20 protein-coding genes are annotated in these 22,366 nt (G+C 61.7%); 8 read left to right on the top strand and 12 right to left on the bottom strand.

From position 1 onward, the window contains the following. Positions 1-2 precede the first annotated feature (2 nt). Positions 3-389, top strand: coding sequence for a response regulator (locus IEV99_RS05860; protein WP_188516748.1), 387 nt, complete (start codon positions 3-5; stop codon positions 387-389). Positions 390-490: 101 nt separating this feature from the next. On the opposite strand, the gene IEV99_RS05855 is transcribed toward IEV99_RS05860, so the two are convergent. The 4 genes from IEV99_RS05855 to fliG all read right to left on the bottom strand — a co-directional run bounded on the left by IEV99_RS05855 (position 491) and on the right by fliG (position 3,154). Beyond that, a complete protein-coding gene (locus tag IEV99_RS05855; RefSeq protein ID WP_188516747.1) occupies positions 491-874 on the bottom strand; it encodes a response regulator in 384 nt (127 codons plus the stop codon). Then, the gene (locus tag IEV99_RS05850; RefSeq protein ID WP_188516746.1) at positions 864-1,481 is read right to left on the bottom strand and encodes a hypothetical protein; all 618 of its coding nucleotides are present in this window, start codon (positions 1,479-1,481) and stop codon (positions 864-866) included. The genes IEV99_RS05855 and IEV99_RS05850 overlap by 11 nt, the downstream gene beginning before the upstream one ends. After that, a complete protein-coding gene (locus tag IEV99_RS05845) occupies positions 1,474-2,019 on the bottom strand; it encodes a response regulator (RefSeq protein ID WP_188516745.1) in 546 nt (181 codons plus the stop codon). Before IEV99_RS05845 ends, IEV99_RS05850 begins: the two co-directional genes overlap by 8 nt. 112 nt (positions 2,020-2,131) lie before the next feature. Beyond that, on the bottom strand, positions 2,132-3,154 hold the full coding sequence (gene fliG / locus IEV99_RS05840) for a flagellar motor switch protein FliG (protein WP_188516744.1): 1,023 nt from the start codon (positions 3,152-3,154) through the stop codon (positions 2,132-2,134). Between the two features lie 166 nt (positions 3,155-3,320). Between fliG and IEV99_RS05835 the strand changes: the two genes are divergently transcribed. Together IEV99_RS05835 and IEV99_RS05830 are read left to right on the top strand one after the other, a co-directional pair. Next, positions 3,321-3,512, top strand: a complete 192-nt coding sequence (locus IEV99_RS05835) for a hypothetical protein (RefSeq protein ID WP_188516743.1) — start codon at positions 3,321-3,323, stop codon at positions 3,510-3,512. A 207-nt stretch (positions 3,513-3,719) separates the two neighbouring features. Continuing rightward, positions 3,720-4,955 (top strand): glycosyltransferase, encoded by a 1,236-nt coding sequence (locus IEV99_RS05830; protein WP_188516742.1) that lies wholly within the window; start codon positions 3,720-3,722, stop codon positions 4,953-4,955. Here IEV99_RS05830 and IEV99_RS05825 read toward each other — a convergent pair. Further along, positions 4,952-5,461, bottom strand: a complete 510-nt coding sequence (locus tag IEV99_RS05825) for a hypothetical protein (protein WP_188516741.1) — start codon at positions 5,459-5,461, stop codon at positions 4,952-4,954. The genes IEV99_RS05830 and IEV99_RS05825 overlap by 4 nt on opposite strands. A 540-nt stretch (positions 5,462-6,001) precedes the next feature. On the opposite strand from IEV99_RS05825, the gene IEV99_RS05820 reads away from it, so the two are divergent. Next, positions 6,002-6,622, top strand: a complete 621-nt coding sequence (locus IEV99_RS05820; protein ID WP_244643585.1) for a LuxR C-terminal-related transcriptional regulator — start codon at positions 6,002-6,004, stop codon at positions 6,620-6,622. Between the two features lie 78 nt (positions 6,623-6,700). Here the strand turns inward: IEV99_RS05820 and IEV99_RS05815 are convergent, their stop codons facing one another. After that, positions 6,701-8,617 (bottom strand): DUF4214 domain-containing protein, encoded by a 1,917-nt coding sequence (locus tag IEV99_RS05815; protein WP_188516740.1) that lies wholly within the window; start codon positions 8,615-8,617, stop codon positions 6,701-6,703. 420 nt (positions 8,618-9,037) lie between these two features. Between IEV99_RS05815 and IEV99_RS05810 the strand changes: the two genes are divergently transcribed. Together IEV99_RS05810 and IEV99_RS05805 are read left to right on the top strand one after the other, a co-directional pair. Then, positions 9,038-9,916 (top strand): glycosyltransferase family 2 protein, encoded by an 879-nt coding sequence (locus IEV99_RS05810; RefSeq protein ID WP_188516739.1) that lies wholly within the window; start codon positions 9,038-9,040, stop codon positions 9,914-9,916. Positions 9,917-10,034: 118 nt separating this feature from the next. Further along, positions 10,035-10,982 carry a glycosyltransferase family 2 protein gene (locus IEV99_RS05805; RefSeq protein ID WP_188516738.1) on the top strand — a complete coding sequence of 316 codons (948 nt, stop codon included), beginning with the start codon at positions 10,035-10,037 and terminating at the stop codon, positions 10,980-10,982. Positions 10,983-11,382: 400 nt separating this feature from the next. Here IEV99_RS05805 and IEV99_RS05800 read toward each other — a convergent pair whose 3' ends face one another. From IEV99_RS05800 to IEV99_RS05790, 3 genes are all read right to left on the bottom strand, one after another. After that, positions 11,383-12,825: an O-antigen ligase family protein gene (locus tag IEV99_RS05800; protein WP_188516737.1), complete on the bottom strand. Its 1,443-nt coding sequence runs from the start codon at positions 12,823-12,825 to the stop codon at positions 11,383-11,385. 12 nt (positions 12,826-12,837) lie between these two features. Continuing rightward, a complete protein-coding gene (locus IEV99_RS05795) occupies positions 12,838-14,175 on the bottom strand; it encodes a polysaccharide biosynthesis/export family protein (RefSeq protein WP_188516736.1) in 1,338 nt (445 codons plus the stop codon). Positions 14,176-14,359: 184 nt separating this feature from the next. Continuing rightward, entirely contained in the window at positions 14,360-15,976 is a 1,617-nt protein-coding gene (locus IEV99_RS05790; protein WP_244643770.1) for a tyrosine-protein kinase domain-containing protein, read from the bottom strand. Positions 15,977-16,496: 520 nt separating this feature from the next. Here IEV99_RS05790 and IEV99_RS05785 point away from each other — a divergent pair. Together IEV99_RS05785 and IEV99_RS05780 are read left to right on the top strand one after the other, a co-directional pair. Next, positions 16,497-17,594, top strand: a complete 1,098-nt coding sequence (locus IEV99_RS05785) for an NAD-dependent epimerase/dehydratase family protein (protein ID WP_188516734.1) — start codon at positions 16,497-16,499, stop codon at positions 17,592-17,594. Positions 17,595-17,804: 210 nt separating this feature from the next. After that, positions 17,805-19,313: an oligosaccharide flippase family protein gene (locus IEV99_RS05780; RefSeq protein WP_188516733.1), complete on the top strand. Its 1,509-nt coding sequence runs from the start codon at positions 17,805-17,807 to the stop codon at positions 19,311-19,313. A 114-nt stretch (positions 19,314-19,427) separates the two neighbouring features. Here the strand turns inward: IEV99_RS05780 and IEV99_RS05775 are convergent, their stop codons facing one another. From IEV99_RS05775 to IEV99_RS05765, 3 genes are read right to left on the bottom strand one after another with little or no spacing between them, the layout of a single operon-like run. After that, entirely contained in the window at positions 19,428-20,420 is a 993-nt protein-coding gene (locus IEV99_RS05775; protein WP_188516732.1) for a DUF707 domain-containing protein, read from the bottom strand. Positions 20,421-20,446: 26 nt separating this feature from the next. Next, entirely contained in the window at positions 20,447-21,001 is a 555-nt protein-coding gene (rfbC, locus tag IEV99_RS05770; protein ID WP_188516731.1) for a dTDP-4-dehydrorhamnose 3,5-epimerase, read from the bottom strand. Next, a complete protein-coding gene (locus tag IEV99_RS05765; RefSeq protein WP_188516730.1) occupies positions 20,998-22,347 on the bottom strand; it encodes an NAD(P)H-dependent oxidoreductase in 1,350 nt (449 codons plus the stop codon). The genes rfbC and IEV99_RS05765 overlap by 4 nt, the downstream gene beginning before the upstream one ends. Positions 22,348-22,366: the final 19 nt, after the last annotated feature.

Here is a 22,366-nt window from a genome sequence, read left to right as displayed (position 1 = left end):
CCATGGCTGACCTGAAATCCAAAAAAGTGCTCGTCGTCGACGATCAGAAGAGCATGCGCGGCCTCGTGCGCTTCGCGCTGATCCAGATGGGGATGGAAACCGTCGACGGCGCCGAAAGCGGCGAAGAGGCGATCAAGAAGCTCAGCACCACCCGCTACGACCTGATCATCACGGACCTCCATATGGAGGGCATCTCGGGGCTTGGCCTGCTGAAAGCCGTGCGGTCGCACCCGGTTCTGCGGGGCACGCCCGTGATCATGGCGACGAGCGAGACGTCTTCCGACACTGTCAGGCAGGCGAAGGCTTTGAACGTCGACGCCTTCATCCTGAAGCCCGTGGACGCAAACGCGCTGCAGGCCCGGGTGAAAGCCGTGCTCAAGGTGGCCTGAGGCGCTGAGGCGCCGCTGCGCCGCCCCAACGAACCCAGAAACAAGGAGCGCCGCCGCGGTTACCCCGCAGCGGCGCTTTTAGCGTCCGCAGCGCCTGGCGTTCAGGCGGCGGCGGCGAGATCCATGGCGTTCAGCAACGTCTCGGCGGTGAATGGCTTGGCGATCACCGGCGGAGCATTCGGCCTGTCCTTGAGCTTAACGGCCGCCGCCTTGTCGTTTGCGGTCATCAGCAGAAACGGAATTCCGGCCCATTCAGGGCGGCCGTCCATGATCAGCTTCAGGTCGGCCCCGCTCATCGGCGTCATGTGATAGTCGCAGATGACCAGGCCATACTCCTTCTGGTTCAGCTTGCGGATCGCCTCGGGCCCGCTTCCTGCCCCTTCCACGTCAAGCACGCCCTGCGCGTTGAGGAGGGTGCGAACGATGCGGACGATCGCATAGGTGTCGTCCACCACGAGAACAGGCTTGCTGCGGTCAAAGCTCACGATGGGCCTCCAGGGACCGGGCAGGCGCCGCGGAAGCGTCGTCCTGCGCCATGTGTTCGTCGAATTGCTTCTTGCGGGCGCGGCACTCGCTCGAGAGCACCAGCAATTGCCGGGCAAGCTCCAGCGCGGTTTCGTTGGACTGGACGCTGATCCCCGCGCGGATCACCGAGGCGGCCGCTTCAACATAGCGCCGCACCACGATGACTGGCACGTCCAGCGCCTCGCCCTGCAGGTGATCGCAAAGGCCGGTCGCGATCTGAGCCACCACGCCGTAGCGGAACTGCTTGGCCTGGCCACGCACGTTCTGGGCCGCCAGCCGCATCTCGTTCAAGGCTGCCGGCCCCATGTCGCTCTGCTCGAACACGACGAGCGCCGCCATGAGCCCGGTTGCGGCGGACGACATCCATTCGGCGAAGCTGGGTTCCAACGCCTCCACTGCGCGCTCGGCCCGGGCGATCATGTCGGCGTCGTCCGTCATGCCGGCGGGCGCAACCTTGACGAGGGCCTTCTCGCGCAGTCGGGGCTTGGGGTGGAGCACGGTGTGATCGGCGTGCTCCTCCTGCTTGTCCAGGTGGGGAGCCGCCGCGGCGGGGGAGATCTCAACCATTGGAATAGCTCACGAGAACGGGCTTTGGCGCGATGACCTGGCTCTCTTCCTCACCCTTGCGGCGCTCGGGTCCGGAATACTCTCCGACCTTGGTTCGGCGCCGGTCCGGGCCGAAGAAGGATGAGGTTTTGATAAAGGGTCTCGGGTGGGCGACGACGCCGAGTATGCGCTGATGGAGCGCCGTGGCGGAAAGCGGCTTGACCAGGAACTCGGTGACGCCGGCGTCACGGGCTTCGATCACCCGGTGCCGCTCGGAATGCACCGACACCATGATGATTGGCACGAAAGGGTTCACGCTGTTGTCCGAGCAGCGCATCAGCTTTGTCATGTCGATGCCGTTGATGAGCGGCATCTCCCAGTCGGTGAACACAATGTCGGGGTAGTGCGACGCAAAGGCGTCGAGCGCCGACGCGCCGTCTTCGGCCTCAAAGACTTCCCGCGCGCCGAATCCATGAAGAAGCGTCTTCAGGATGCGCCGCATATAGGTGTTGTCATCGACAACCAGAAATCTGAGGCGGGAGTATTCGACGCGGAACATGGAGCCCGATCGCGGTTTCAGCCACGCGGACTCTACTTCCAGCTGCGTTAATATTTCCTGCAATTATCAGTTGCGAAACCCATCGATGCAGGGTTCCGCCAGGGAGCAGGGTCTACTCCAGAACCACGTCTTCCTCGTTGCCGGACTTGGCGATAATGATTTCGCCCTTATCGGCGAGGTTCTTGGCCGTCATGATGATCTTCTGCTGCGCCTCGTCGACTTCCTTCAAGCGGATCGGGCCAAGGCTCGACATCTCGTCCGTGAACATCGTGGCGGCGCGCGCCGTCATCTTGGAGGTGAAGAACGTCTTCGTCGCATCGCTCGCGCCTTTGAGCGCCTTGGCAAGATCGGCCTTGTCGATCGACCGCACAAGCGTTTGCGCGGAGTTCGGGTCCAGCTTCGTGATGTCCTCGAAGGTGAACATCAGGGCCCGGATCTTCTCGGCCGACTTGTAGGCGCTGCGTTCCAGCGCCTCCATGAACTTCGATTCGTTGGAGCGATCGAACGAATTGAAGATTTCGGCGAGAAGATCGTGCGCGTCGCGGCGAGTGGTCTGCGACAAATTGGCGATGAAATTGGTTCGCAGGCTGTCTTCCACCTGGTCGAGCGTATCCTTGGACACGGTGTCGAGTTGGAGGATGCGCAGCATGACGTCCGTGGCGAAGTCCTCCGGCAGCATCGAGAGAACCTTCGCCGAATGCTCGGCTTTGATCCGCGAGAGGATCAACGCGACCGTTTGCGGGTGCTCGGTCTTCAGGTAGTTGGCGAGCAGGTGATCCTGCACATTGGAAAGACGCTGCCAAATCGTCCGGCCAGCGGGCCCGCGGATCTCCTCCATGATTGGCCCGACCCGATCCTTGGGCAGCAGCTTGGAGAGGAGATCGTGGGTGCGTTCGTAATCGCCAACAACGGTCAGGCGGTTTGTTTGTCCTGCGAGCTCGGCCAGCACCTGTTCGACCAGCGACGCCGGAACGGTGCCAAGCGTCGACATCGCCAGCGACACCTTACGGAGTTCGTCGTCGTCCAGCGATTCCCAAAGCGCTTGGCCGTGCTCCTCGCCAAGCACCAGAAGCAGGATGGCGGCGCGGTCCAGACCACGCAGGTCGCCCAGCGATTTCATCTCAGCCTGAGCCATGCACGGCGCCTCCAGACCGACCTTGACCGAGCTTCGCGCGAATCAGCATGGCGCAGCTCATGATTGGGAATGACGCGAGCGCAAGCGTGCGTCAATTCGCAGAGCTTCGGACCAGCGCGCCCCGTCAAGGCCGGCAGTCAGATCCTCGCGCGCATTGAACGAGGCCATGGTCGACATCCGGCTCGGCGTCAAACAACTCAGGCAGGCTTTCCCGCACGCAGGCCAAGATGGCGTTCATCGCGTCCAACGCTTCGTTTGGCTCAAGAGCGGCCGTAAACTGAGCCGGCTCCACAACCTCCAGGCCGCCCAGCGCAATATGGATCGCCGCGCAGCCATCGTGGCGTTGGCTCCGCTCTAGGACAGTCAGCTTAAGCAAGTTCTGGTTCTTTGGCATTAGGCCCCCCCTATGCCCATACAAGGGGCGCTGAGTCCCTGGCGCAAGTCGACCGAATTAGCAGGCTGCACAAAAGATATACTCCTCATTCACAGCTGCGATCGTTCAACATACGAATCGTGGGGTGGCGTTCAGTCTGGCGACTCCCCAGTTCAAACGTGAAGGCCGGGCATGGACGTCCTCTTCGTGCACAACAACTTCCCCGGGCAGTACCGCCACATCGTGCGGCGCCTGCAGCAGGACGGAGGCGCGCGCCTGTTCGCCATCGGGGCGAAGGCATCGCCGGGGCTGCCCGGCGTTTCGGTGGCGCGCTATGAGCTGAGCGCGGCCGCGCCGGCCAAGGACGTTCATCCGTTCGCGCGCCGGTTCGAGGGCGAAATGCGCCGGGCCGAGGCGGTCGCCAGGGCCGCCCTGCAATTGCGCGAAAAGGCCGGCGCTGACCCGGCCGTTATCCTGGTTCATCCAGGCTGGGGCGAGAACACACCGCTGCGCACGATTTTCCCGCGGGCCCGCATTATCTCGTACTGCGAGTTTTTCTACGGCACCGGGGCGGATGTAGGCTTCGATCCGGAGTTTTCTCGCCCGAGCCCGTTGGATCACGTGCGGCTGTCGGCCTGGAACGCCGCCACCCTGCTCGCGCTCAACGATTCGGACGCGGCTGTTTCGCCCACCGAATGGCAGCGGAGCCGTTATCCCGCCCTCTACCGGCCTATGATCCAAGCGGTGCACGACGGCATCGACACCAAAGCGATTCGGCCTGGTCCCGCGCAGCCCTGGTCTTTCGGGGGCATCACGATCGAGCCTGGCGAGGAAGTGATCACCTACGTTGCTCGAAACCTGGAGCCTTACCGCGGCTACCACATTTTCATGCGCGCCTTGCCCCGCATCCTTTCTGCAAGGCCCCGGGCGAGGGTCGTGATCGTCGGCGGGGACGGCGTGTCCTACGGCGCGAAGCCACCGGAGGGAAAGACCTGGCGTGGCATATTCTTTGACGAAGTTCGCGGCGATCTCGACCTGTCGCGCGTCCATTTCGTCGGCCAGTTGCCCTACGATATCTACCTGGCCCTTCTGCGCCACTCGCGGGCCCACGTTTACCTGACCTACCCGTTCGTGCTGTCGTGGTCTGCCTTGGAGGCCATGGCCTCCGGTTGCTTGCTCGTGGGCTCCGCGACGCCGCCCGTCGAGGAGGTCATCAGCCACGGCGACAACGGATTGCTTGTGCCGTTCTTCGACCAGGATGCGCTGGTGGAAACCGTCGTGGAGGCTTCGGCCGCGCCAGAGCGGTTCCTCGCGCTGCGTGATTCGGCGAGACGCACCGTCGTTGAACGGTTTGACCTCGAGAGCGTGTGCTTGCCCCGCCAAATGGCCCTCCTGCATGGCGGCGCGCCGCTCATCCCGATGGACTAGACCTTCTGCGCGCGCTTGCGTGGCGCGCGGGCAATCTGGCGCCAGCGATTCGACCGGGACGGAGCCCGGCCCGGCCGGGCAGGCTCCTCGACGGGTTCGCCAACAGTCCGTTCGGTCAGCCACCAGCACCAGCGGTTGGCGTGGCGGATGCTCACGAATTGCGGCGCCTGCGACAGGCTCGACGACAGCGATGCCCGGGTGCCGGGCCGGCCGCCAAAGGCCGGCACGAGCCGAATCAACTCATCGATGGGCATGGGCTCGCCACGCGCCTCGAGGACCCGTTGGGCAGCCTCGGCCTGGGTCACCCGCACGGCCAGGTCGAGCGCCGAGCCGCGGGGGGACACCCCAGCGGCATGAACAGCCTGGGGATCAGCAGCTTCCATGCTGCGCATTGCCGCCTCGAGAGCCAGCAATGTGCGATAATCCGCACTTTGGGCCTTTAATCGCGTGTGCAGATCTTCCCAAAGCGACTTGAGCGTCTCCAGAGACGTCTCGACCATGGTCATCCCCTTATCAGCGGGACCGCGTTGATCGGCGCATTCGCGCGCAGACGTTTCTCCCTTGTACACCGGGGCAGGGTTACCAGTTGGTTAATGCAAACCGGGATTAGCCCAATCGGATGGGCGCATACTCCAAGCGCCAGTTTGATGTGGCCCGAATGCGAAAATTCGCCAACCTCTTAATTTGCATTAACGTTTTAACACAACCTATCCGTCAAATTTGTCAGTGCGAGCTACTTCTGATTGAGATCGGATCGGCGCGCCGACTTGCTCAAACAAGTCCGACGCCCCTGGTTAATTCAGAAAGTAATCTCGCTAATCGGACCAGAACAAGAGCTCCGATCTAAGACCAACGAAAGTTCAAACCCCAGAATGGGGATTGCTAGCCAGGTAGTGGAATCTACCAGGTGGCCTTTAATTGCGGAGTTTCCGATGCAACACATGAGCTTTGAGGCGCTGGGCAAAATCGGTACGAACGGGGGCTCCGGCTCTTCGGCGACCGGTGAAATCGCTACTCACTTGGTGATCATTGACGATCGCGTTCTGATGCGGGACTGCCTGTCCCGCTGCCTGCGCGCCATGGATCCCTCGCTGGAGGTTCACACCTACAGTTCGCTTCGCGCCTGGCAGGACGCCGGATTGCTGACTGAAGAGCCGCCGCTCGTGATGGCGTTCCGCAGCGCCCGCAAGACCGCCGATGAGGAGATGCAGCGCGACATTGCGGCGCTCGCCAAGTCGGAGAACCCGCCCCCGATCGTGGTGGTGTCGGACGCGGAGGACTTTGAATCCATCCTCGGGGCTCTCGAGATGGGCGCGCGCGGCTACATCCCGACCAGCGTCAGCCTTGAGGTCGCGTTTGGCGCCCTTGGTCTGGTCAAGGCGGGCGGCGTGTTCGTGCCGGCGTCCAGCCTTGTCCAGCAACGCCCTGCAGCCGCTCAGGCGCCGGTTCGGCCGGAAGCGCAAGACATGCCCTTTACGACCCGCCAGGCCGCCGTCGTGAATGCGCTCCGGCAAGGCAAGGCGAACAAGATCATCGCTTACGAGCTCAACATGTGCGAGAGCACCGTGAAGGTGCACGTCCGCAACATCATGAAGAAGCTCAAGGCCCGCAATCGCACCGAGGTCGCGTACAAGATCAGCACGCTGTACTCGCACGCGCAGCTCTGAGCGCCGGATCGACGCTTATTTGTTTCATGAAAGCAGGCCGGGCGGGCTGTCCCCCTCCGGCCTGCTTCTTTTACATGCTCACTTGGCGAACAAGGCGACGTTGCCCTTCTGGAAGTCAGGCGCGGCCATTAATGTCTGGGCCACCTCAAGGCGCGTGGCCTTGTCGTTGGTCAGCTTGTCCGTGAGAGCGCGCGCGGTCGTCTGGTCCGGCTCGGCGCCATAAACCAGGAATCCAAGGAAGCGAACCAGGCCTGGAGGGTCCAGGTCCAACGCGTCGACCTTGTTTTTGAACTCGTCCGACTCGGTCAGGGACTTGACGATCTCCATCGGCTTCATGCCCGCCGCGACTTTTTCCGAGTAGCCCTTGAGGCCAAAGTCGTCGGGACGGCGACCCAGCACGAGGCAATAAGCATACTCCACCTGGGTCTGCGGCTGTTTCGGCCGACGGCCGATCTCCGCGAGGTCGCAGTCGCGCCAACGCGACAACTGGGCCGCCACGTCATTGTCCAGCGCAGGCCCCCAGGACGCACCCTCGGTGAGGCCGGCATGGCGGGTCTTGAATTCCTCGCTGAGCAACAAACCGCGTATGAACGCCGTTCGGCTCAGGTCGCCTGATTCGAGCGCCCTGATGTAGGTCGTCGCCCCCGCATCGGCGTCGCGGTCGAGAAGCAGGCGGTACATCATCCCGACATAAGTTTCCTCGGATGCGCTCGCCTCCTGGTAGCGGGTTTGGAATTCCTCGGAGCGCAGCATGTCCATCAACATCGGGCGTAGCGCCGTCGGCTCCGCGCGCAGCTTGACAGTCCAGCCTTCCAAGCCTGCCCCGTCAGGTAACCGTCCAAGCGCGAGGCAGTAAACGTAGGTCACACGCTGGCGGACGGTCTGGATCGGCCCGGAGCGCATGCGCTCCAACTCGCAGGCGCGGCGCGGGAGCTGGATATCAGCAGTGGCGGCGGTGGGCGCTGGCAGGTGCGGTGGACGCCCGGTCAGGATCTCGCGAACTGCGAGATAGGCCAGCTTGGCTTTGCCGGTGCGCCACTTGCCGTCACCGCTGGGACGCAGCGTCACAAGCCCCATGTAGGCTTCGTAGCTCGGGGCCCAATAAGGCTCATCCAGCAGTTCATAAAGGTGTGCGGCCTCGACGCGATAAGCCGGCGCAAGCTCGTCGATGCGGTGCATCCAGCGACGCAGGCCATCCGCCTGCTCTGCCTCGCTCTTCATGGAGCCGTTCGGATGGTTGATCTCGGTCACCCAGATCGGCCGTCCATAGGTCGCCAGGATCTTGAACGCCCATTCGGGATCCTGCCCGTACATGTGCCAGACGGAAATATCCCATTCGACCCCGTCATTCTTCATGCGCTCGAACGGAGCGATGTGGCCCCAGCCGGCAGTGCCCATGGCCCGGCGAGCCTTAGGGTCGGCCTCCCGCGCGCCTTCCGAAAGGCCCTTGAGAACGGCCACGACCTTAGCCCAGCGCGGACCATAGTAGTCCAGAGCCTCGGTTCCGCCCGGCGCTCCGAACTGACAACCGTATCGCACGCCGTTGTCGCGGAATTCACAAGGCTTGAGGATGGCGTAGTTCTCCATCTCGTTGCCGAGCTCCCAGACAGGGATGTCTTCTTTGAAACGCGAAACGAGCCCCTTCGCGAGGTCGTATGACGCCTTGCGGAGTTCCTGCTCGGTCATCAGATCCATGTCGACCTTTGGCGTCAGAACCGGAAGGATCGTGACGCCCTGGGCTTTGCCCAATGCGATGAGCTGTCCCAGCGTGTCGGCCGAACTCAGGGCCTCGATGTTGACCCGATAAGATTTTAGCCCCGCATCAACGATAAGGTCGATTTGGTTTTGCAGCGGCACGCCCGGATAGGACACGAGCGGATGGCCGTTAACGCCCCATGCCACCTTGCCGGGTTCGGCCGCGATCGCAGCAACACTTGGCAGAAGCGAAAGGCATGCGATTAGGCCGCAAGCTCGCAATCGCTCGATCAAACGCATTGGTTCACTCCAATCAGATCATTCACTCGCGAATGGATCAGCTTTCTCTGACTCTATTTTAGTCGCTTGGCGCCTAATCGAAGCCTCGCCAATTCGCACACGGTTCGGGCCTTACCATCGCGGACTTACCTCTTTGGTGCGAAACGGCTAAGGCTGCCGCCCCGCTCCTGGAGCGTCCCCAATGCTACGCCAGCGCATTGCCGCGGCTGCAACCCGAAACACCAACCGGATTACCTCTAAAAGCGGAACAGGCGCTTAACCGACACCGCGCAACAATGAGCTAATCGCAACGGCTCGGATTCCGGTTGACGGCGATCCCAGATGGATCGGCCCGCATTACAGGAAGCAGCGAGCGATGGAGCAAGCATGAATTCAGGCCCTGTCTCTCCAGTAGCATCTCCCCGGATTGCCCTGCCTGGCTTGTCGGTCAGCGTCGTGGTTTCGACGCTCGGCCGCACATGGGAGATTGGCCGACTCCTGGACAGCCTCGATAAACAGACCCAGAAGCCGCTGGAAGTCATCATCGTCGACCAGAACGCCCATGAGGAACTGGCTGCGCTGCTCGCATCCAAGTCGTGTGGTTTTCCCATCGAGCATGTCCGCACGCCGCAGGCCCGCGGACTGAGCCGGGGGCGCAACACCGGTCTGGCGCGCTGCACGGGCGACCTTGTCGTATTCGCGGACGATGACTGCTGGTACCCCGCAACCGCTTTTGAGCAAGCCTCGCGACTGTTTCAGCAGAGCTCCTACGCGATCGTCGGCGGCATGGCGGCCGATGAGGAGGGCCGCCCGATCAACGGACGCTTCGAGAGCGCCGCCCAGGACATCGACCGGTCCAATGTCTGGACCACGTCAATCGAATGGATGCTGTTCTTTCGCCGGGAAGCCATCCAGGCCATCGGCGGCTTCGACGAGGCGATCGGCGTCGGCGCAAGCACGCCGTGGCAATCCGCCGAGGGGCAAGACGCGGTGCTCAGGGCGTTGGCCCGCGGCTTCACGGCCCGTTACGACCCGACATTACAGGGTCACCACCCGAATATCCTTGCAGGCGACTTTGACGAACGGGTGCTCACCAAGGCTCGCAGTTACGCGCGTGGTATGGGGTACGTTCTCGGCCGCCACGGATTTGGCGTCCGCGACATGACAACCTGGATCGGGCGGCCTAGCGCCGCGATCGCCGTCTACGCGGCTCGATTTCGATTTTCGCAAGCACGCTATTACACGCAGGTCGCGAAAGGCCGCGTCGAGGGTTGGAAGGCGGGCCGGCGAAAGAGGATCTCGCTGAACCAAGAAAACTGAGAGCTCAATCTTTTCCGGTCTATCCCTGCGCAACCAATCGATGCGGTGCGATGCGGAAAGGGTACGCCGGAGTGCTCATCAAACCGGCGACAGCAGGCGTTGTACAAACAGGCGGATCATGCATTTCAAGATCTTCGTGATCGTAGCGACAAAGGGGCGAGCAGCGGAAACCCGCGTGCTTTTTGATCGCCTCAGCCAACAATCGCGTCGGCCCGACGGTGTCGTGGTGGTCGGTTCTGAAGACTGCGACATCGCTGGGCTATCGGAGCATGCAACCGGTTTATCGCTCGAATCGAAGATCCTGTTGGCTCCTCAGCCGGGAGCCTCCGTGCAGCGAAACATCGGACTTGAGGAAGCCGCTCAGTGGGCGAACGTGTCCGATTCGACCAGTTGGCTTGCGGTTTTTTTCGACGACGACTTTCGCCCACACGAGGATTGGCTGCTGAATTGCGCAAAGGCTTTCGAGCAAGCTCCAGATCTTATTGGACTCACCGGCTTGGTGATCGCCGACGGCGTGAATGGAGACGGATTTTCAGAGATCGACGCGACTGAGTTCTTATCCGGCGGCCGCGCGCCGAGCCCCCATTGGACGGCGCGGGGTGGGGACCGCGAGATCGACTGTCTCTACGGATGCAACATGGCTTTTCGCGGCTCCGTCGCGAGAGAGTTGCGCTTTGACGAACGACTTCCCCTCTACAGCTGGCAAGAAGATCGAGATTACTCCAAGCGAGCAAGTCGGCATGGCCGCTTGGAAGTACTTACGGCGTGTCGCGGCGTTCACTTGGGTATCAACTCAGGTCGCACCAGTGGACTCCGCTTTGGCTATTCTCAAATCTCTAACATCGCTTATCTGGTCACTAAGCGAAGCATTAGCATACGTGGAGCCTTACGGTTCTCAGGACGAAACATGGTTGCAAATCTAGCGCGGACTTTGCTTCTGGATCGACGTCGGGATTATCCGGGACGCTTACGCGGCAACCTACTTGCGCTCGGAGATTTGTTCTGCGGCCGTATTGAGCCGGAACGCGTGCTTCGGCTCGGGGAAAAGGGGAATATGAATCGCTGACACGCTAGAGACTACGTGTTGGTATTTTTATCTCGGGATCCCGGGCCTGTCTTGCGACTTGACCAACTTGCCGCTGTGGCGGCATTCTGATGCCAGATTTTGCCAGCGAGGCGACCGATGCTTGAGGCTCGCGACGTCATTCTGGAACTAGTCGATACACGCTCGCTTGAAATCGCCTTGGTTGTCTACGCGGCGGTGATAACGTTTGTCCTGGGCAGATACGCGGTCCGCTACAGGAACTTGGTTTCTGCTCACAACAAATTATCGACCGAGCATAGCGCGGTGCGGAATGCGTACTCGGCGCAACTTATGGAGCTACTCGATAAACCCAAACGGTGACTTGGCCGCTTACCGTCACGATCGGCTCAGATCGCTTTGGCGCGGCGGCCCCGTATCGCATTCAGCTGGCGGAGCGTGAAACACGCAAAGCGCGAACGGTGAGTTGATCCCTGTCGAGGGTCGACGTTCGGGAGGACCTCAGCTCCGCCGGTCTCGAGGCCGCAATGCCCGCCAGAGTAAAGAACATCAGTCCCAGATCCACGAAGCCCCCGACAAGGCAGGCAGCGATAAACAGCCCGATGCAACCATGGGCCGCTGCGGCGCGAAATTCATAGGACAAAGAGCCCTCCTCGCCGACCTTTTTCTTCAGCAAAATCTGAACTAGAAATATCGTGTAAGTCAATGTTCCGAATACACCAAGATTCGAGGGCACTGCAGCGAGGAAACTTGACGAACGAATACTTCCAAGTCCAGCACCAAAACCAAATGTTTCAATGAAGTTAGTTATCGCTTGGCGATTCCAGTTGCCGCGTTCTACTCCTGAGTCGCTGGTCATCTTCTCAAATACTGTGATGCGGGCGACCTGTTGAATCACAGCCCATACGGTGTCGTTCAAAATCAGCGGTATAACGATCACGCACAGAATGATTGGTGACAGGAATAAAAAGATTATGGTCCGAGGGGGAACAGGGCCCCGCAGAAAGCGGAGAAGCGATAGACCGAACGCCGCCACAAGGTAGAGCGGTAATCCTGCATAAGCGGTTGTCGACGTGGACATCGTGAGCGCGAGTATGGACAGCAAGGAAATCGGCCCGGTTGCGCGAACCATCACGCCCCCTAGCCACAATCGCAGGCTAAAACCTAGCAACCCGAGCGTGAAAAACGCATACGCGCCAGCTTCCGAGAATGACCCGACGATGCGCTTGAACCCTGCGATCGTGGTCTCGTTCAACATGCTGTACTGGGCTGTTCGCAGCACATCCATGATGTAGGACGTTCCGGTCCAGTAGGTCACCAGATCGGCAGCGCCAAAGAACAAGTTCAGCATGGCGCATGCAACACCGGCCCGTATCAGCACAGTCAACGCTGCGCCACTGCCTGAGGCGAACGCGTATGTCGCCAGAAAACACATCGCACTACCGACGAAATACACCGTTTGCGTGATGTTGCCGGAGACGGGCCCGAGTGGAGACGCGAGTGGGACCGGACTGTTACGGTCGACCGTGAACACGAGTGTCTGCCCCGCGAACAAGCGCGGCATGAAATAGGCGGAAACAACGCCGTAAACTACCGTAAGTAGTAGCCAAAAGCCCTCGCGCCCAGGCTCGATGATGTTGCCTATACCTTTCGCATATTGTGGGCGCGTCACCACGGCCAGGATTACGAAGCCAAGCAAGACATGTCCGGGCTGGATATTCGCGCCACCGAGCGCCGGCAAACTGATGGCCGCGGTCGCCTGCAGCAAGGTGCAGACGAGGAAAACTTGGAACGTCCAGTCCGGCCCATTCAGCGTGCAGTAGATCCCGAGCAGGATCGCAACAGCGCCGAATATCTCGATTGTCATCGTTTTCGGTGCTCAGCGGCGTACAGTGGCGGAAGGCGCGTTGGTTTCCGCCTGTGAAAGCGCACCCACTCCGTTAGCCCGAGGGGCGGTTCCGACGGGCAAGCCAATCTCCGGCATCGGGCGTTTCACCCGCACAACGTCGCCCGGCAGCACAGCTGCGTTGTCGTCCACAGGGAATTCGCGGCTCTGGCCATTCACCTGCCTCACCAAGCTGAACTGCGGCGCCAGCCGATCGTCGACGAGACGGTTTGCCTGAAGCCTCGGCCCCGTGACCTCCGAGTCGTAGATCAGCTGCTGCGCAGTGATCGAGCGCTCGGTCAGTTCGGCAATCCGGGCTTCGGTTGTCCGCAACTCGGTAAGCGCGTCCGTGCGCCGGAGGTTGGTCAGGTCGAGCACGTCACGGCCAAGCTTGCTGCGCTCCTGCTCGATGCGCATGCGAGACACGCCCACGTCGAGACGCGCGGTTTCGAGCTGGGCGACAGTCTGCTCCATGGCGAGTTGCCGGGCTGAAACCGTGAGCCCCTTGTCGGCGAGGCTGGTGACGTTGGTAAGTTCACGCCGGGCGAGAACGAGCTGCTTCTCGTTCGAGGCGTCCTTGGCCCGGAGCGTGGCGATCTCCTCCTCCAGCGCGGCGCGGGCCTGCGTCAGGTTTTCGAGCTTGGCCTGCACGGCCTTGCGGCGAAAATCGAAGAGCGCCTGCTCCTGCTTGATCAGGCTCTGGACGGCTGCGCTGTCCCGGCTCGTGAGTTCAGTCGGGAAGGTCACGCGGTCGCGATCCTCGATCTCGGCCTGCAAGCGGGCGCGGCGGGCCATGAGCTGGAGACGCTCGGTCTCGAACACGGTCAGATCACCCCGGGAGGCAATCGACGCACGCTCAAATTGAGCCGGATCGGTCGTCCCGCGACGGAAAATGCCGCCTGCGATACTGATGGCCTTGAGCACCGTGAGACCGGGCCGATACGGGAACGCGCCCGGCGAGGTGACTTCGCCCGCGACGTAGAACGGCCGGAACTGCGAAATCTGCAGCGATGTTGTCGGTCGCTCGACCAGGCCCATCTCTTTTTGCAGACGCTCTGAGATCCGGTTCGACAACTGCTCGACCGTGAGCGCCTCGGCGGCGACTTCACCGATCAGGGGAAGCGACAAGGCGCCAGACGCGCTGACGACGTACTCCCCTGTCATCGCCGTCCACTCGTAAGCCTCGCCTCTGCTAGCGCGCCACTCATGAACCTTCAGCCGAACGTGATCGTCAGGACCAATCAGGTACTCGCCGCCCGCATTCGCAAACGTCGTCCCGGCCAGAACCAAGATGACCAACCCGAGAATTCTGGCGGTGAGCTTCCGCAGCATCAAATCGCTCCGTCGAGTTCGCAGGCAATCGCCCGGGGGATTCAGCATCGCTTTTCGCTTACAATCGCTTGCTTGCGCCGCGGCGGCGGGTGTCGGCTTCGAAAGGCCAAGAACGCGGACCACCTGATGGTAGCGCCGTTCGGCTCTTGCGGAGTCGCGCCTGACGCCGTCCAAAAGCGGTAGGTCAAACGCGGGCGGCGCGCGGCCGCCTGATCAGGTCCGAACGGTTCACGATGACGCCGAGGGTCTTGCGCATCACACCGGTCGTGTTCAGCAGATTGCCCAGATCGGCGGCCTCGGTTACGCCGCTGCGCGCCACGATGATGAGGGCGTCAAGCGACGGCATCATGGCGCGAGCGTCCGGGATGTCCTTGAATCCCGGAATGTCGATCAGGACGCAACCGTAGGTCTCGCCAGCTTTGGCCAGGAGCGCCTTCATACTGGCCGAACCCACGATGTCGTTGGAGTTCGGAACCGTGGTTTGCAAGCTGGCCGGCAAAACCGCCAGCTTGGGCGATAGCTCCACGAGCGCGGCTGCCAGCGGGGCGCGGCCGCACAAGACGTCGACGAGCCCGACCGACTGCTCCGAGGCCACGAGGCGTGTCAGGTCGCAGCACCGCAGGTTGGCGTCGACCAGAAGCGTGCTCTGTCCGGCCTGGGCGAACAGCTCGGCAAGGTTGGCCGCAATCGTGGTCGTCCCGAGGCCCTCATGCGGGCCGGTCACGCCGATGACCTTGATGGGTCGATGATTGCGGGCGAGATCGATTGCGGTTTTCACATAGCGCAGTTGGTCAGCGAAGAACCCGGACGGCTCGTCGCGTACTGCGAAGAGCCGCGTCGCTGGCTCTGCTCTCGAGCTAAGGCGCGGGAGCACCGACAGGCATTCCACACCCAGCGCCTCGATCTGGTCGGAATTTCGGACGGTATTATCGAAGCGCTGCCGAAGGCCGGCGGTGCCCACGCCAAGAAGCAGCCCAAGGCAGGTCGAGAAAATCAGCACAAGGCCGATCTGGGGCGCGCTCTTGCCCAGTGGCGCGGTCGCTGACGTGATGACCTTCGAGTCGGAGCTGGGAAATACGGTGGCCTGCAAATCACCGGTGCGAACGGCGCGTGAGGCTGCGTCGATCTCGGCCTTCAAGTCGGTCAGGCGCCCTTGCAGCCACTCGCCGCGAGCCGCCGATTCCGCACGGGAGCTCAACTGGTCGCGGATGTAGGAGGCGACCACCGAGTTGGCGATGCGGGCCGACTTGTCCGGGTCGGTCGACGAAAACGACACCTCGAGCACGTACGACTGCCCAAGCCGACGCACGTTCATGCGATCGTTGAACGCCGTGAAGATCTTGGTGAGCTTGGAATCATTCGGCGACGCGGGCCCGGAGAACAGGCCCTTGATGTAGCCGACGGGAGAGAACGATCCCGCGCCGTCAAACTCGGGATCGGCGGCGAGATTCAGATCGGTGATGACCGGGCGCGAAATGCGCTCCGAACGCAGGATCTGGATCTGGCTCTCGAGCTGCGAGCTGTCGAGCGTCACCTGCATGATCCCGTAATCAGTCATCTGACTGGAAATCTGGGGCCGCTTCGGATCGATGATGACCTGAGCCGTCGCCAAGAAGGTCGGCTTCGTGGTCGCGATGTACACGAAGGCGATCGACAGCATGGCGAGGAGCCATGCTCCGGTCCAGATCGCGTTGCGGCGCAGGAACGCTGTGACATCCTTGAAGTCGATACCCCGGACCTGACCTGGCTTGAGCGCCTCGTCATCCAGGGCGAAGCTGAGCTTCGACGGGACTTCTCTCATCATTCACACTCATCCTTCGCCGTCCCTGAAGCCGTGGCGATCCACACCCGAGCAGGCGCGCGGAAACCGCCACCGCTTCCATGGCGCACTACCAATAGCAAAGGTCCTCGTTAAGCGCGCCCTACTCAATCGAATAAGGTTATCAGCAGGCCGGCCTAGCCCAGCGTTTTCTCAAAGAAACGGCTCGGATCGTTATGAAAGTCTGAAAGATCACGCTTTGGGGTTTTGGCGCTGCGGCGATGCGGAAATGAGCGCGATTCGATCCCGGCGCGCCACTGACAGCGCCTCGCCAACGCGCTCGAGGTCCAGCCATTAACAGAACCTTATCGGCCGAAAGAGGTAGGCCGCATAGTCCATTTACACCGAATTCACACGGACCCTGTTTTCTCGCGGCGTGCCGTGCTGAATCCGGCTCGCGGAAAGCGTCCCAAGGGACTCTCAACGCCGTCAATTGACTGAATTGCCGGGGTTTAGCTGGTGAGCCACTGTTTGCCCATAAACGCACCAACGGGGTCGCTGCATGAAAATCCTGATCACCGGCAACATGGGCTATGTCGGCCCCATGGTTGTTCGCCATCTTCGGAGCCGTTGGCCCCAGGCTGAATTGATCGGCTTCGACGCCGGCTTCTTCGCAGACTGCCTGTCCAGTGCGGAGCAGTTCCCCGAGACGCTGCTGGATCAGCAGCATTATGGCGATGTCCGCGAGTTCCCGCCGGCGCTGCTGGCCGGCGTCGACGCCGTCGTGCATCTCGCGGCCGTGTCGAATGACCCCATCGGCAACGCCTATGAGGCGCAGACGAACGACATCAATTACCTCGCGAGCGCCCGCTTGGCGGGGCTCGCCGAAGAGGCGGGAGTCAAGAACTTCGTCTTCGCCTCGAGCTGCAGCATCTATGGCTTCGCGGAGGGCGGGCCGCGGACCGAGAGCGACGCGCTCAATCCGCTTACCGCCTATGCGCGCTCCAAGATCGCGACCGAACGGGCTCTGGCCGAAAAGAACTCCTGGGACATGACGGTCACCTGCCTGCGGTTTGCAACCGCGTGCGGGATGTCGGACCGCTTGCGGCTCGACCTCGTGCTGAACGACTTCGTCGCAACGGCGCTCGCTACCGGCGAAATCAACGTGCTGAGCGACGGTACGCCGTGGCGCCCGATGATCGACGTCAAGGACATGGCCCGCGCGATTGAATGGGCCATCACGCGCCCGAAGGAGACGGGCGGGCGTCACCTCGCCATCAATGTCGGATCCAACCACTGGAACCTGCAGGTTTCGGAGTTGTCCAAGGCTGTCGCCGAGGCCGTCCCGGGCACGCGCGTGAACACGAATCCCAACGCTCCGCCGGACAAGCGCTCGTATCGGGTCAATTTCTCGCTGTTCGAGCGCCTGGCGCCTGACCACCAGCCGCAGGTGATGCTGTCCGACAGCATTCGGGCGCTGCGCGAAGGGCTGCAGCAGATTAACGTCAAGGCCGACGACCTGCGCAGCGCGCGACTTGTCCGCCTGCGCACCCTCGAGCGCCTGATGGGCAAGGGCCTTCTATCGAAGGACCTTCGCTGGCAGCGGGGCGCGGCAATCAAGCCGGAGCCGCAGGCCGAACTGGCCCTGAAAGCCGGTTGATCGCAACCGGCTGTCGTTTCATGCGCCGGTTAAATTTAGCGTTGGGGGAGCGCGGCGGAATGCTGCGCTCCATTTCGTCATGACGGCTACGGTATGTCGTCGCGGAGCAAAGTGCGTATGACGGACACTGCATCAATGATCCCGGACGCCGCCGCGCCGGCTCCTGGGCTGAACGTGGGGCCAAGCGTGTCAGAGCCAGCGCAGCCCAAGATGTCCAAGTTCGTCAGGAATTCGTTTTTCGGCACGATCGCGGGATTTGCGATCACGCTCGGCAATTTCTTCGCCGGCCTGATTGTCGCCCGCGTTCTCGGCGTCGAGGGATCGGGCGTCGTCGCCTTTGTGATGTGGGTGGTCACGATGGTGGTCGCGGTCGGAGGCTTCGGCTTTCCGGCCAGCCTGCAGCGGTATGTCCCGGAACTGACCGCCCAAGGCGACGACAAAGCCGCCTCGAGCTTGTCCAATCTCCTGTTCTGGCCCTCGCTGCTAGCCAGTGTCATCGCGGGCGGGGCATTCGTGGCGTACGGCATGACGCTCGACGTGTCCGGCGTCGATGTCGCAAACGCCAGCGCCGACCGGCGTGTCTGGCTCGTGATCGGTCTGTGGGCGAGCTGCCAACTGCTTGCGGAATTCGGAATCGCTTACCTGCAAGGGCTGCAGCGTTTCGATCAGGTCGCGAAAATCACGTCGATCTCATTCGTCCTCCAAATCGTGCTGGTGTTGGTTGGTTCGTTCCTGGCGGGATCCGTCGGAGCCGTCCTTGGTTATGTGAGCGCAAGCCTCATCCCGGCGATCTGCGCATTTCAGGCGGGCGCGGCCAGAGGGCCGGTCGACAAAAGTCTACGCCGACGGGTGATCCGGTACTCGGGGTTTCGCTGGGCGGCTTCAATCACGGCGGCGTTCGTCTGGGCTCGCATGGAAGTATTTTTCCTGGAGATCTCACACGGCACCCACGCAGTCGGCCTGTTCACCGCCGGCCTCATGCTGGCTAGCATCGCCGTGCAAGGCCCCCAACTGCTTACTCGTGGGCTCATGGCCTATTTCAGCGAGCAGTACGGTGTCGGCGCCTACGATAAATTGCGCGCGAGTTACGCAACCAGCATTCGCATGATGGCGCTGCTTGTTCTCCCGTGCTGCTTCGGCCTTGCCGCCCTAGCGCCAGAGGTGGTCCCGATGCTTTACGGAGATGCATTCCGGGACGCCATTCCAGCGTCCATCATTCTGGTCTGCGCCAGCGCTGTAGGCGCTTGCGCGACCATCGCGGCCATCGTTACCTGGGTCATGGAGCGCAGCGATTTCGAGTTCTATACAGGTATCGCGGGAGCCATTCTGGCGTCGCTGGCTGGCCTGATCATCATCCCGGAGTTCGGAATCATCGGCGCTGCGCTTTCTCGCGCCGCGACGCAAATAGCTCTCGTGGCGGCGGGCTTGTGGTTTCTGGAACGCGTCTTGAAGTGCCCGACTCCCTACGCCGACCTCGCACGGCTATTCGTGTCGGCGATCGTTTGCGCATTGGCGGCGCGTCTCTGCATGAACCTTGATTCTTCGCTGCTCATGCTGCCTGTCGCGATCGCGGCCGGCGCGATCGCCTATGTGCTAGCCCTGAAACTAACGAAGGCGCTTCCTAACGAGGACCTGATGCAAATCGAGGCGATCACATCCCATGCTCCCAATGCGATCGCGCCCGTTATCCGGGCGACGGTTCGCTTCCTCAAGCGATGACGCGTCCGTGTCGCCGCAAAAAAGGCCGCGCTGCGGGAACCCCGTGCGCGGCCTTTTTTCTTTGATCAGCGCTTCCCCTGGATATTCGGTGGTTAGGGGAGCGCCGGTCTGATGTCAGATTGCCAAGCGCTCCGGAAGGCTGATTTCGCTCGGGCGAGGCTCACGATCAAACTGAAGATCCGCGGCAGTGATGCCAAGCCGATCGAACGCAGAACCAGCGACGGGTTTCAACTGTTCTGGCCTGTAGTTGTTCATCGTAATGCTCCGGGCCAGGAGCTCGCTCGCGGTCACCAAGCAGCTCGACCACAAACGTGACCTGTGAGCGTTGCGGACAAGATAGGATACGTTGGCAAGCATGGTCCTGCGGCCGCCGACAGTTCGGCCATTGGCCAGAACGCCTCCATAGGTCACGATCGAGTTAGGATAATTGGCGAAGCTCTCAGTGAGCTTGCGAACCTCGTCACGAGGATCAACGTGCATATCCACAAAGGTGTTGTAGATCGGACCTGAATAAAGAGGACGCGTGTGCGTCATCTGAACCTCATCGATGATCGCCGCCCGGAACGGGGGATCTCTCATGAGCATCGTCCAGATCATATCCGTGCCCCAGCCGGTGTAATGTTTCTCAAACATTGGCAAGAGCGACTTCAGATATCGAACATCAATAACACAGGCCATCGATTCAAGGAAATTACAGTATCGGAGTTTAAAGCCCGGAACGTGCAGCAAAATGGGCCAGCTTATGTAGCTTTCGTATGTCAGAGACGGCTGCGCCATCGTCAGCCCATTCTCGACCACGACCTCAAACATTCGGTTGATATCACCAGCCGTCATCAGAAGATCATCATCGGGCAGCATGACGTGTGTGTATTGCTCAAGCAACTCGGGATGCGCTTTGAATTGCCTCACGATGCTGTCCCATTTGGTGCCCGGATCAAACACCGTCGGGAGATCGCCGTCTTGGACGCGCGTCTGATCCTTGCCGTAGGAATTCAGCACCAAATCCCAGTTGCGCTCGGTCGAGGCCGGTTCAAGCCAATGCTTGTGCAGGCTTTTGTCGCCCACCCGCCCGATCACCAGGAATTTTTTATTTGACGGGTTGGCCATGGCCAGCCTCCCTCTCGCTGTTTTTGTCATGGTTGCCGGGTTTGGCCAGACGCGTTCGACAACAATGGCCAGGTTGAATCCTTGGGGGAGACGTGGACCACGGGAACCGGCCATGTAATGCCAAGCGCCGGATCGTCGTACCGTACGCCTCGCTCGGCCGAGGGCTCGTACCGTGCTGAAACCGGATAGGTGACCTCCGCATCGTCGACCAGCGTGAGGAACCCGTGCGCGAAACCCGGCGGGACATAGAGCTGTCGCCGGTTGTCGGCTGTGAGTTCGAATTGCTCGTGCTTGCGATAAGTCGGCGAGTTCGGACGCATGTCGACGATCACGTCCATCACGGCCCCGCGGAGACAACGGACCAGCTTCGCCTCGCCATGGGGCTCGACCTGATAGTGCAGACCCCTCAGCGTGCCTTTATGGACGGAGTAGGACATGTTGATCTGCGGAAAGTCGCCGATCAGCCCATGAGCCTCGAATTCGTCCCTGCACATCACACGGGCGAAGAAGCCGCGGTCATCGCCCCGCGGCTCCATCTCGACAACAAACGCGCCTTCAAGAGTCGTAGATTTGAAGATCACGGCCGACGTCCTTCCGGGCTCCGCTCCGACGAGAACATGGCTTCCTGTTCGGCATAGAGCTTGTCGACGAGCCTGTCTTCCGGCGGGGTCACGTCCGCAAAAGTGAGGGGCTGGTCCTTCGGGATGAAGCGGGTCACGCGGGATCCGACAGCCAGGCCGATTGGAATCAGGTTTTCAGCACGCACGGTCTCGATGTTCTCGAGCATGCCGTAGACTTCGAAACCTCCGAGTTGATCGATCAGATCACCAGGCTGTAGGTCCTTCTTGGCAAGCGCGATCACGCCCACCGACGGGCCGTCCAGCGGCGTCACGGTCGCGTCCTCGAACAACACGGCGCGGGCCACGCAGCCAGGAACCTCGAAGTGGCAGAGGTGGTAGGGCGTGTAGAAGGTGTAATAAGGACCCGGGCCCATCTTGTAGTAGTTCAGGAAGTGCTTCTGGGCAGGATCGTCACAGGTCGCGAGCACGAAGATGCCGGGCCCCGGCGCGGCGCCCATCACGTAGTCGACGATGCCCGGCCCGCCGGCGGCGAGGTGCGCGTCGAGCGCGGCGTGGAAGCCCTCGACCGTCTGGTCGAGCGGCACCAGGGGCTTGTAGGGGTTGCCCTCGGACACATCGACGCCCAGCATGCCGCGCTTGGCGACCTTCATGCCGAGACCGTTGGCGATCACCGCCTGTTCAAACGAGATCTTGGTCCCATCCGCGAAGGAGGCTACCATGGCGGGGTCCAGTCCCCACTTGGCCGCGAAGCTCTCCTGCGTCTTAGGATTGCGGTAGGGGTCGTAGAGCCCCTTCATGTTGCCGCACAACACGACCTTGAGGCCGATGCCCTGCACGAACCTGACAAGGTTCATCTGGGCCCCGGGCTGGTCGCCGTCGCCGGCGGTGTAGACCACGCCGGCCGTGTCGGCCTTCTTCTTCAAGATTGGCCCGACGGTGCCGTCCAGCTCGGCGTTCACCATGACGACGTGCTTGCCACCCTGGATCGCCGCCAGCACCGCGCGTGCTGCGTACTCCATGGTGCCTGTCGCCTCGATCACGGCGTCCAGGCCCGAGGCCTGGCCGAGGAGCAGCGGATTCGACGTCACGGCGGGCCGATCATTCGCCAGCGCATCCTGAAGCGCCGCAACCGTCTCGCAGCGAACCGCCGTCAGCCCGAGTTCCGAGAAGGCGCGCTCGGCGTGCTCAATCGTCCGGTTGGCGATGACGCTCATGCGCATCCCCGGGGTCGAGTTCACGATGGTCCGGGTGATCGCCCTGCCCTGCACGCCCGTCCCAACCATTCCGACCTTCACCGGACGGTTCTGAGCCTCGCGACGAGCGAGCGCTTTATCGACGATAATCATCTTAAATCTCCAGATTGAA

This window comes from Alsobacter metallidurans (assembly GCF_014636935.1).
Classification (GTDB): Bacteria; Pseudomonadota; Alphaproteobacteria; order Rhizobiales; family Beijerinckiaceae; genus Alsobacter; species Alsobacter metallidurans.
The sequence above is the reverse complement of the archived record's forward strand: the minus strand, read 5'-3'. Positions and strand labels throughout refer to the sequence as shown.